Raw genomic sequence first — 11,143 nt, forward strand, 5'->3', positions numbered from 1 at the left:
ATAACGTTGCTCAGCAAATGTAAATATAATGTTAAAAGTGCCAGTAAAACGAAGGTAGCGCAATAGATATGGATCGTATTATTGAAAAATTAGATCGCGGCTGGTGGATCGTCAGTCACGAACAAAAATTATGGCTTCCCGCAGGGGAATTACCACATGGCGAAGCGGTAAATTTTGATCTTGTCGGTGAACGCGCGCTACATCTCGGCGAGTGGCAAGGCGAAGCGGTGTGGCTGGTGCGCCAGGATCGTCGCCATGATATGGGATCGCTGCGCCAGATATTGGATCAGGATCCTGGGCTTTTCCAACTGGCAGGGCGCGGGATCCAATTGGCCGAGTTTTATCGATCGCATAAATTCTGCGGCTACTGCGGCCACCCGATGCATGTCAGTAAAACCGAGTGGGCGATGCTGTGCGGCCACTGCCGCGAGCGCTATTATCCGCAAATTGCCCCCTGCATTATCGTCGCCATTCGTCGCGACGATTCAATTCTGCTGGCGCAGCATACCCGCCATCGTAATGGTGTCCATACGGTGTTGGCCGGGTTTGTCGAAGTGGGCGAAACCCTTGAGCAGGCGGTCGCCCGCGAAGTGATGGAAGAGAGTGGAATTAAGGTGAAAAACCTACGCTATGTGACCTCCCAGCCGTGGCCCTTCCCGCAATCACTGATGACCGCCTTTATGGCTGAATACGATAGCGGCGATATTGTCGTGGATAAAAAAGAGCTGCTGAGCGCAGAGTGGTATCGCTATGACGATTTGCCGCTACTGCCGCCGCCGGGCACCGTAGCGCGACGCCTGATCGAAGATACGGTGGCGATGTGTCGGGCAGAGTACGAGTGACATGTTACACTGGGCGCATCAACGCTAAAGGAATGTAAAAATGACCGAACTGAAAAACGATCGTTACCTGCGTGCGCTGCTGCGCCAGCCGGTTGATGTCACCCCGGTGTGGATGATGCGCCAGGCGGGCCGCTATCTCCCGGAATATAAAGCCACCCGCGCGCAAGCGGGCGATTTCATGTCGCTGTGTAAAAATGCCGAGCTGGCCTGCGAAGTGACGCTACAGCCGCTGCGCCGTTACCCGCTGGATGCAGCGATCCTCTTTTCGGACATCCTGACCATTCCGGATGCGATGGGGCTGGGGCTGTACTTTGAAGCTGGCGAAGGCCCGCGCTTCACTTCGCCGGTGAAATGCAAAGCCGACGTCGACAAACTGCCGGTGCCGGACCCGGAACTAGAATTAGGCTACGTGATGAACGCCGTGCGCACTATTCGCCGTGAACTGAAAGGCGAAGTGCCGCTGATTGGTTTTTCCGGCAGCCCGTGGACGCTGGCGACCTACATGGTTGAAGGCGGCAGCAGCAAAGCCTTTACCGTCATCAAAAAGATGATGTACGCCGAACCGCAGGCCCTGCACGCGCTGCTGGACAAGCTGGCGAAAAGCGTCACCCTGTATCTGAACGCGCAGATCAAAGCGGGCGCGCAGTCGGTGATGATTTTCGACACCTGGGGCGGCGTGTTGACCGGCCGCGACTATCAGCAGTTCTCGCTCTACTACATGCATAAAATCGTCGATGGCCTGCTGCGGGAAAACGAAGGCCGTCGCGTACCGGTAACGCTGTTCACCAAAGGTGGCGGACAATGGCTGGAAGCGATGGCGGAGACCGGCTGCGATGCGCTGGGTCTCGACTGGACCACCGATATTGCCGATGCTCGCCGTCGCGTAGGCCACAAAGTGGCGCTGCAGGGCAATATGGACCCGTCGATGCTTTATGCCCCTGCCGCCCGCATTGAAGACGAAGTGGCTAACATTCTCGCCGGCTTCGGCCAGGGCGAAGGCCATGTCTTTAACCTTGGCCACGGCATCCATCAGGACGTCGACCCACAGCATGCAGGAGTCTTTGTTGAGGCGGTACATCGTCTCTCCGCGCAATATCACCAATAGGAGATAAGCATGATGGATTTAGCTGCGCTACGAACCCAACAGCAATCTTTAGCCGCGTCGGTAGAACGTGCGGACCGTTTGGATCGCGACCCGCCGGTGCTGATCGGCGGCGCCGATGTGGGGTTTGAGCAGGAGGGGGAAATTACCCGAGCTGCGATGGTGCTGCTAACTTATCCGGGGCTTGAACTGGTGGAGTATCAGGTGGCGCGCGTCGCCACCACGATGCCGTACATCCCCGGCTTTCTCTCCTTTCGCGAGACCCCCGCGCTGCTGGCGGCGTGGCAACAGCTATCGCAAAAGCCCGATCTGTTGTTCGTCGATGGCCACGGTATTTCACATCCCCGGCGGCTTGGCGTCGCCAGCCATTTTGGCCTGATGGTTGATGTGCCAACGATTGGCGTAGCGAAAAAACGTTTATGCGGCAAGTTTGAACCGCTCGGCGCCGAGCCCGGCGCGCTGGCGCCATTAATCGACAAAGGCGACCAGCTGGCCTGGGTCTGGCGCAGCAAAGCACGCTGCAACCCACTGTTTATCAGTACCGGCCACCGCGTAGGTATCGATAGCGCGTTAATGTGGGTGGAACGCTGTATGCAGGGCTATCGGCTACCCGAGCCGACGCGCTGGGCCGATGCCGTGGCGTCCCGTCGGCCTTCCTTTGTGCGTTGGCAAGCAAATCACGGCTGATTCAGGTACACTGCGCCTAATTTCTGACTTCGAGAATTCATCATGTTACAAAACCCGATTCACCTGCGCCTGGAGAAACTGGAGAGCTGGCAGCACGTCACCTTTATGGCCTGCCTGTGCGAGCGTATGTACCCCAACTACGCCATGTTCTGCAAGCAAACTGAGTTTGGCGACGGCCAGTTATATCGTCGTATCCTTGACCTGATCTGGGAAACGCTGACGGTAAAAGATGCGAAGGTGAATTTCGATAGTCAGCTGGAAAAGCTGGAAGAGGCGATTCCGTCCGCAGATGACTACGACATGTACGGCGTCTATCCGGCTATCGATGCCTGCGTCGCGCTGAGCGAATTAATCCACTCACGCCTGAGCGGTGAAACGCTGGAACATGCTATCGAGGTCAGTAAGACTTCCATTACTACCGTCGCGATGCTGGAAATGACCCAGGAAGGTCGCGAAATGACCGATGAAGAGCTCAGAGTCAACCCGGCGGTTGAACAAGAATGGGACATTCAGTGGGAGATTTTCCGCCTGTTGGCCGACTGCGAAGAACGCGATCTTGAACTGATTAAAGGGCTGCGCGCAGACCTGCGAGAGGCCGGCGAAAGCAATATTGGTATAAATTTTCAGCAATGAGACCACAAAACGTGATTTACCGCCTGAATTGTAGCGTCTGAAGACTTCCATTCCGCCCCCTGTCTGGTCTACATTTGGGGGGCGAAAAAAAGTGGCTATCGGTGCGTGTATGCAGGAGAGTGCTTTTCTGGCATTTCCGTCGCACTCGATGCTTAGCAAGCGATAAACACATTGTAAGGATAACTTATGAACAAGACTCAACTGATTGATGTAATTGCGGACAAAGCTGACCTGTCTAAAGCACAGGCAAAAGCTGCCCTGGAATCCACCCTGGCTGCAATTACCGAGTCTCTGAAAGAAGGTGATGCTGTTCAACTGGTTGGTTTCGGTACCTTCAAAGTGAACCACCGTGCTGAGCGTACTGGCCGCAACCCGCAGACCGGTAAAGAAATCAAAATCGCTGCAGCTAACGTGCCAGCATTTGTTTCTGGCAAAGCGCTGAAAGACGCAGTCAAGTAAGACCGCGTGGCAGTGTCCAGTTTTAACGAAGGGGCTTTTAAGCCCCTTTTGTCTAACTGGCGTCGCACGCTGACGCTGGCAGGTGCGCTATTGCTCACTGCCTGCAGCCATGATTCCTCACTTCCTCCTTTCACCGCCAGCGGCTACGCCGATAACCAGGGCGCGATGCGCATCTGGCGCAAAGATGCCGGCGATGAAGTGCACCTGCTTGCCGCCTTTAGTCCGTGGCACCGCGGCGACACCTCAACCAGCGAGTACCGCTGGCAGGATGGCCAACTAACGCTTATTGAACTCAATGTATACGGTAAACCGCCGGAACATATTCGCGCCCGCTTTGACGCCCAGGGCGAGCTGAGCTTTATGCAGAGGGAAGTCGACGGGCAGAAGCAGCAGCTTTCCAGCGACCAGGTTGCGCTGTACCGCTACCGCGCACAGCAAATCCGTGAAACCAGCGATGCATTGCGTCAGGGACGGGTAGTTTTACGCCAGGGGCGCTGGCATGCCGATCGTACCGTGACTACCTGTGAAGGCCAGACCGTGAAGCCTGACCTTGATGAGCGGGCATTAGCGCATATTGAACGCCGCCAGAATCACTCCTCCGTAGAGGTGAGCGTGGCGTGGCTGGAAGCACCGGAAGGCGCTCAGCTGCTGCTGGTGGCTAATGAAAACTTCTGTACCTGGCAGCCGAGCGAAAAATCGTTCTGAGTTTTACCAGTGGTTCATGCCCATATGACCACTGCCATTACCGCGGCAGCCGCCGTAACCCATACCCGCGCCGCGAGGAACGCCTGCTTCAGCCAGGGCGATATCAAATTTTACCCTCTGCTGATCCAACTGCTGGCTTAACGTTTCCATTTCCTTCGCCACGGCCTCAATTTTTCCGCTTTCTGGTTTTGGCGCAGTAAGCAGCGCATTGTACTCGTAGCGTTTGGACTGCAACTGCTGGCGCAGGGCGCTGGTCTGCGCATAGTAATTGTCATGTAGCTTCTGCACGGTCGCTTGCTGTTCCTGGGTGAGCTGGCTGTAGCCCTGCGCGCCCATTCCGTTATTGTAGCCCCAGTGATGTCCAGCCCAGGCCGCGTGACTGCCAAAGGTCAGTGCGGCAAGCGCCACGAGGACGAGGGATAAAGTGGGTTTCCGTTTCATAGCGTGATCTCCTGTGTGGTTTCCCTCTGTGTTGCATCTTCCATGCCAGCCTGAAAAAGCGCGTCAATACTGGCCGGCCCGCGGCAAACGTGACTCTGGCGAGTAAAAATGACCCGTTGCGGCTGGAGTCAGCGAGTCATTTTTACTCGCTAAATCACCGGCGATATGTCTGAGGACAGGTTTCACGGTGTGGAAAAATGGCATGATTTCTGCTGATGGATCCTGGTGATAGCGAATAAGGACACGATAAGGACCCGCCCATGCCGCGCATTACCTCATTTTCCCGGGACTCCCTGAGCTGGTTACTGACCGGCTCGGTCGTCTTGTTGGTTATTCTTTTTTCCGCGATGATCGTCCGCGATTATGGCCGGGAGACCGCCGCCGCCCGGCAAAATATCGAAGAGAAGGGCGGTGTGCTGATCCGTGCGCTGGAGTCCGGCACGCGTGTCGGTATGGGGATGCGGATGCATCATGCGCAGCTGCAGGCGTTGCTGGAGGAGATGGCCTGGCAGCCCGGTGTGTTGTGGTTCGCGGTGACCGATGAAAACGGTAAAATTATCGCCCACAGCGATCCGCAGCAGGTGGATAAGGCGCTGTACAGTCCTGCGCAAATGCGTGAACTCAAGGTGGGCGAACAGGAGCGTTGGCGCCGGCTTGCTGAGCCGCAACCGGCGCTGGAAATTTATCGCCAGTTTCGCCCGCTCAACCCTGCTCGTGGTCACCATATGGGGATGATGAAGCGCTGCAACAGCGCGCTGGCTCAGCCCAATGTTCCACAGGTGATTTTTATCGCCTTTGATAGCCGCGAGCTGGATGCGGCGCAGGCCCGCGGCTTGCGTAATATGATGATCATGCTGGCGGCTGCGTCGCTGGTCATCGTCGCGACGATTCTCGCTCAGTTCTGGTTCCGCCGCTACCGTCGCTCACGCCAGCAGCTACAGGAGGCGATGGCTCGCAAAGAAAAACTGATGGCCCTTGGGCATCTGGCGGCTGGCGTCGCGCATGAGATTCGCAACCCACTTTCTTCGATTAAAGGACTGGCGAAGTATTTTGCCGAGCGTACGCCGCCGGGCGGTGAGGCGCAGGAGTTAGCGCTGGTGATGGCCAAAGAGGCCGATCGCCTGAACCGGGTCGTCAGCGAGTTGTTGGAGCTGGTTCGTCCAGCCCATTTAAACTACCAGCCGGTCGATATCAACGCGCTTATTTACCACTCATTGCAGCTGGTAAGCCAGGATGCGCAGAGTCGCGGGATCGCGCTGCAATTTACTCCGCGCCCTGAATTAACCTCGATTAAAGCCGACCCTGACCGTCTCAACCAGGTGCTGTTGAATCTGTATTTGAATGCGATGCAGGCTATTGGCCGTGACGGCGTCATTCGCGTATCGGCAAGCGAAGCCGAGCGGCGACGTGTGAAAATTGTCGTTAAGGATAGCGGTAAGGGGATGAGCGATGAAGAGCTGCAGGCTATCTTCACCCCTTATTTCACCACCAAAGCGGACGGAACAGGGCTGGGGCTGGCGGTGGTACAGAATATTATCGAACAACATGGCGGGACGATCCGCGCCGAAAGCCAGCCGGGGGCCGGAGCGATATTTACGCTTTGGCTGCCGGTGGATGCTCAACGGAGGGAAGATGAGCAGCGATAAAGTACAGATTCTGGTTGTCGATGATGACGTCAGCCATTGCACGATTCTGCAGGCGCTGCTGCGTGGCTGGGGCTATCAAGTGGCGTTAGCCCACAACGGCCTGCAGGCGTTAGAACAGATCCATCGGCAGGTCTTCGACCTGGTGCTGTGCGATATCCGCATGGCGGAGATGGACGGTATCGCGACATTAAAAGAGATCAAAGCCTATAACCCGGCGATTCCGGTATTGATCATGACGGCGTTCTCCAGCGTCGGCACGGCGGTTGAGGCTATTAAGTCGGGCGCGCTGGATTATCTGGTCAAGCCACTGGATTTTGACACTCTACAGCAGACGCTGGTTCAGGCGCTGGCGCACACCCGGCAGAGCGAGAGCGATCTCAGCGCCTCGTCAGATTTACGATGGGGCATGATTGGCGAAAGCCCGGCAATGCAGGCGCTTATCAACAATATTACGCTGGTGGCGCCCTCGGACGCGACGGTGCTGATCTGCGGCGAATCGGGAACCGGTAAAGAACTGGTGGCGCGCGCCATCCACGCCTGCAGCGAGCGTCGTGACAAGCCGCTGGTGACGCTGAACTGCGCAGCGCTCAATGAGTCTCTGCTGGAGTCCGAGCTGTTCGGCCATGAAAAAGGGGCTTTTACCGGCGCGGAACGGCGGCGGGAAGGGCGTTTTGTCGAGGCGGATGGCGGCACGCTGTTTCTTGATGAAATTGGCGATATCTCGCCGCTGATGCAGGTGCGTCTGCTGCGGGCGATTCAGGAACGCGAAGTGCAGCGAGTTGGCAGTAATCAGACGCTTTCTGTCGATGTTCGGCTAATTGCCGCCACCCATCGTAATCTGGCGGAGGAGGTGAGCGCCGGGCGCTTTCGCCAGGATCTCTATTATCGCCTGAACGTCGTAACCATTGATATGCCGCCGCTGCGTCAACGGCGTGAAGATATTCCACCGCTGGCGCAGCACTTTCTTAAGCGCTATGCCGAACGCAATCGTAAAACGGTGCAGGGATTTACGCCGCAGGCGATGGACCTGTTGATTCACTACGGTTGGCCGGGGAATATCCGCGAACTGGAAAATGCGGTGGAGCGGGCGGTGGTGCTGCTAACCGGAGACTATATTTCCGAGCGTGAACTGCCGTTGGCGATAGCGGGCACGCCGCTGCCGGTCACTGGCAACGATGAGGCGCTGATTCAGCCATTAGTGGAAGTCGAAAAAGAAGTCATACTGTCGGCGCTGGAAAAAACGGGCGGCAACAAAACTGAAGTCGCCCGTCAGTTAGGCATTACGCGTAAAACGCTGCTGGCTAAACTCAGCCGTTAGTTTTCTCACGCGCGATGGCGCGCCAGCCGATATCGTTACGGCTAAAGCTGCCGTCCCAGCGAATATCGGTCAGCAGTTCATAGGCGCGTTGTTGCGCCTGTGCCACGGTGTCACCCAGCGCGGTGACGCACAGTACGCGCCCGCCGTTGGTGACCACGCGCTGGTCGTCAGACAGTTTGGTGCCGGCGTGGAAGACTTTACCGTCTGCCGCTTCCTGCTGCGGCAGGCCGTGGATCTCATCGCCCGTGTTGTAGCTGCCCGGATAGCCGCCGGCGGCAACCACGACGCCCAACGAAGCGCGGTCATCCCACTCGGAAGTTTTCTCGTCCAGCTTGCCCGCGCAGGCGGCAAGGCACAGCTCGACCAGATCGGATTTCATGCGCAGCATGATCGGCTGGGTTTCCGGATCGCCAAAGCGGCAGTTGAACTCAATAACCTTCGGGTTGCCCTGCTTGTCTATCATCAGACCGGCATACAGGAAACCGGTATAGGTGTTTCCTTCAGCGGCCATACCTTTAACGGTTGGCCAGATAATCCGCTCCATGGTGCGCTGATGGACTTCATCAGTGACTACCGGTGCCGGGGAGTAAGCGCCCATGCCGCCGGTGTTCGGGCCGGTATCGCCGTTGCCGACGCGCTTGTGATCCTGGCTGGTGGCCATCGGCAGGACGTGCTCGCCGTCGACCATGACAATAAAGCTGGCTTCTTCGCCATCGAGGAATTCTTCAATCACGATGCGGTGGCCTGCATCGCCAAAGGCGTTACCGGCCAGCATATCTTTCACCGCCGCTTCGGCTTCCTCAAGGGTCATCGCCACGATAACGCCTTTACCTGCCGCCAGACCGTCGGCTTTGATGACGATCGGCGCGCCTTTCTCGCGCAGGTAAGCCAGCGCAGGTTCAACTTCGGTGAAGTTCTGGTATTCCGCCGTCGGGATATGATGACGAGCGAGGAAATCTTTGGTGAAGGCTTTGGAACCTTCCAGCTGCGCGGCGCCCTCGGTTGGCCCGAAGATGGCGAGCCCAGCGGCACGAAACGCGTCTACTACGCCAATGACCAGAGGCGCTTCCGGGCCAACGATCGTCAGATCGATTTTCTCATCCTGCGCGAAGCGTAGCAGGGCCGGAATATCGGTGACGCCGATGGCGACGTTTTGCAGCGCCGGCTCCAGCGCGGTGCCCGCGTTACCCGGCGCGACATAGACGGTATCAACCAGCGGCGACTGGGCCGCTTTCCAGGCCAGCGCGTGTTCACGCCCGCCGTTGCCGATTACTAATACTTTCATCTGCTGCTCCGTGAATTAATGGCGGAAGTGGCGCATGTCGGTGAAGATCATGGCGATACCATGTTCGTCCGCGGCGGCAATCACTTCTTCGTCGCGGATAGAACCGCCCGGTTGGATAACGCAGGTGATGCCTACTGCGGCTGCGGCATCAATGCCGTCGCGGAACGGGAAGAAGGCGTCAGAAGCCATGGCGGAGCCTTTCACTTCCAGACCTTCGTCACCGGCTTTAATCCCGGCAATTTTCGCTGAGTAGACGCGGCTCATCTGACCGGCGCCTATCCCGATGGTCATATTATCTTTGGCATAAACGATGGCGTTGGATTTGACGAATTTCGCCACTTTCCAGCAGAACAGCGCATCGCGCAGCTCTTGCTCGCTCGGCTGACGTTTGCTGACCACACGCAGTTCGCCCGCGGTGACCATGCCGAGATCGCGGTCCTGAACCAGCAGGCCGCCATTAACACGTTTGAAATCGAGACCCGCGACGCGAGTATCCCATTGGCCGCAGACCAGTACGCGGACGTTCTGCTTAGCGGCGGTGATTTTCAGCGCTTCTTCGCTAGCAGATGGCGCGATGATCACCTCAACGAACTGGCGAGAGATGATCGCCTGCGCGGTTTCAGCATCCAGCTCGCGGTTAAAGGCGATGATGCCGCCGAATGCGGAGGTTGGATCGGTTTTGTAAGCGCGATCGTAGGCGTCGAGGATCGAGTCGCTAACGGCAACGCCGCACGGGTTGGCATGCTTAACGATAACGCAGGCCGGTTCGTTGAACTCTTTTACGCATTCCAGCGCCGCATCGGTATCGGCAATGTTGTTATAGGAGAGCGCTTTGCCCTGCAGCTGGGTGGCGGTAGCTACGGAAGCTTCTTTTACATTCTCTTCTATATAGAAGGCAGCCTGCTGATGGCTGTTTTCGCCGTAGCGCATATCCTGCTTCTTAATGAAGTTCAGATTCAGGGTACGCGGGAAACGACCAGCGGCTTCTTTGCTTTCACCGTGATAGGCCGGGACCATGCTGCCAAAGTAGTTAGCGATCATGCTGTCGTAAGCGGCGGTATGTTCGAAGGCTTTAATGGCGAGATCGAAGCGGGTGTCCAGTGTCAGGGAACCTTCGTTGGCGTCCATCTCATTAATGATGGCGTCGTAGTCGCTGCTCTTAACCACGATAGCGACGTCTTTATGGTTCTTCGCTGCGGAGCGCACCATAGTCGGGCCGCCGATATCGATGTTTTCCACCGCGTCTTCCAGCGAGCATCCTTCACGAGCGACGGTCTGGGCGAACGGATAAAGGTTAACGACAACCATATCGATAGGCGCGATATCGTGTTGCTGCATGATACCGTCATCCTGACCGCGACGACCGAGGATGCCGCCGTGTACTTTCGGATGCAGGGTCTTCACGCGTCCATCCATCATTTCCGGGAAACCGGTGTAGTCAGAGACTTCGGTAACCGGCAGGCCTTTATCTGCCAGCAGGCGAGCGGTGCCGCCGGTGGACAGCAGCTCGACACCACGAGCGGAAAGCGCCTGCGCGAATTCGACGATACCGGCCTTGTCAGAAACACTGAGCAGAGCGCGGCGGACTGGACGACGTTGTTGCATGGTATTAAATCCCCAGGATTTGAACATTACAGAGAGCGTTAGGTGAGTTTTTGCCTAAAAACTCACCTAACGCACCCAACCGGGCATCCGTGTCATAGCGCGGCATTGTAACGAAAACGTTTGCGCAACGCTCGCGAATTTTTATCTTTCTCTTTTAGCCGATGGTTCTCTCCTTATATGACAATGGATGTACCGGGGTTTAAGCCGTGTTTTGCCGTGTGTCTGTGGATAATTCTGTGTGTAAAAGGGTATAAAGCGGGGTTTTGCTGGGGAATGCAGCAGTCAGTCATTTTTCTGCAATTTTTCTATTGCAGGCGCTCGAGAACTCCCTATAATGCGCCTCCATCGACACGGCGGATGTGAATCACTTCACACAAACAGCCGGTTCGGTTGAAGAGAAAAATTCTGAAATTCAGGGTT

The 11,143-nt window shown here is 56.8% G+C and carries 11 protein-coding genes; 8 read left to right on the plus strand and 3 right to left on the minus strand.

All coding sequences use genetic code 11. From position 1 onward, the window contains the following. Positions 1-68 precede the first annotated feature (68 nt). The 6 genes from nudC (at position 69) to PGR79_RS23410 (ending at position 4,428) form a co-directional block, all read left to right on the plus strand. Positions 69-842, plus strand: a complete 774-nt coding sequence (nudC, locus tag PGR79_RS23385) for an NAD(+) diphosphatase (RefSeq protein ID WP_271032413.1) — start codon at positions 69-71, stop codon at positions 840-842. Between the two features lie 40 nt (positions 843-882). Then, the gene (hemE, locus tag PGR79_RS23390; RefSeq protein ID WP_430915538.1) at positions 883-1,947 is read left to right on the plus strand and encodes a uroporphyrinogen decarboxylase; all 1,065 of its coding nucleotides are present in this window, start codon (positions 883-885) and stop codon (positions 1,945-1,947) included. A gap of 12 nt (positions 1,948-1,959) precedes the next feature. Beyond that, the gene (gene nfi / locus PGR79_RS23395) at positions 1,960-2,631 is read left to right on the plus strand and encodes a deoxyribonuclease V (RefSeq protein ID WP_015704015.1); all 672 of its coding nucleotides are present in this window, start codon (positions 1,960-1,962) and stop codon (positions 2,629-2,631) included. A gap of 42 nt (positions 2,632-2,673) precedes the next feature. Continuing rightward, positions 2,674-3,264 (plus strand): YjaG family protein, encoded by a 591-nt coding sequence (locus PGR79_RS23400; RefSeq protein WP_058674285.1) that lies wholly within the window; start codon positions 2,674-2,676, stop codon positions 3,262-3,264. Positions 3,265-3,450: 186 nt separating this feature from the next. After that, on the plus strand, positions 3,451-3,723 hold the full coding sequence (hupA, locus tag PGR79_RS23405) for a nucleoid-associated protein HU-alpha (protein WP_002884342.1): 273 nt from the start codon (positions 3,451-3,453) through the stop codon (positions 3,721-3,723). 12 nt (positions 3,724-3,735) lie between these two features. Next, on the plus strand, positions 3,736-4,428 hold the full coding sequence (locus tag PGR79_RS23410) for a DUF1481 domain-containing protein (RefSeq protein WP_032706796.1): 693 nt from the start codon (positions 3,736-3,738) through the stop codon (positions 4,426-4,428). A 3-nt stretch (positions 4,429-4,431) separates the two neighbouring features. On the opposite strand, the gene zraP is transcribed toward PGR79_RS23410, so the two are convergent. Beyond that, the gene (gene zraP / locus PGR79_RS23415; protein ID WP_113375059.1) at positions 4,432-4,869 is read right to left on the minus strand and encodes a zinc resistance sensor/chaperone ZraP; all 438 of its coding nucleotides are present in this window, start codon (positions 4,867-4,869) and stop codon (positions 4,432-4,434) included. 260 nt (positions 4,870-5,129) lie between these two features. Between zraP and zraS the strand changes: the two genes are divergently transcribed. Continuing rightward, positions 5,130-6,515, plus strand: a complete 1,386-nt coding sequence (gene zraS, locus PGR79_RS23420) for a two-component system sensor histidine kinase ZraS (RefSeq protein ID WP_430922603.1) — start codon at positions 5,130-5,132, stop codon at positions 6,513-6,515. Next, on the plus strand, positions 6,502-7,833 hold the full coding sequence (gene zraR, locus PGR79_RS23425) for a sigma-54-dependent response regulator transcription factor ZraR (protein WP_430922605.1): 1,332 nt from the start codon (positions 6,502-6,504) through the stop codon (positions 7,831-7,833). The genes zraS and zraR overlap by 14 nt, the downstream gene beginning before the upstream one ends. Here zraR and purD read toward each other — a convergent pair. Together purD and purH are read right to left on the minus strand one after the other, a co-directional pair. Beyond that, complete coding sequence (purD, locus tag PGR79_RS23430) at positions 7,823-9,118, minus strand: phosphoribosylamine--glycine ligase (RefSeq protein ID WP_213317952.1); 1,296 nt, start codon at positions 9,116-9,118, stop codon at positions 7,823-7,825. The two genes, zraR and purD, sit on opposite strands and share 11 nt — an antisense overlap. A gap of 15 nt (positions 9,119-9,133) precedes the next feature. Continuing rightward, positions 9,134-10,723, minus strand: a complete 1,590-nt coding sequence (gene purH, locus PGR79_RS23435; RefSeq protein WP_087859265.1) for a bifunctional phosphoribosylaminoimidazolecarboxamide formyltransferase/IMP cyclohydrolase — start codon at positions 10,721-10,723, stop codon at positions 9,134-9,136. Between the last annotated feature and the right edge of the window lie 420 nt (positions 10,724-11,143).

This window comes from Klebsiella sp. 141161, assembly GCF_050600815.1.
In the GTDB taxonomy this organism is placed as follows: Bacteria; Pseudomonadota; Gammaproteobacteria; order Enterobacterales; family Enterobacteriaceae; genus Klebsiella; species Klebsiella aerogenes.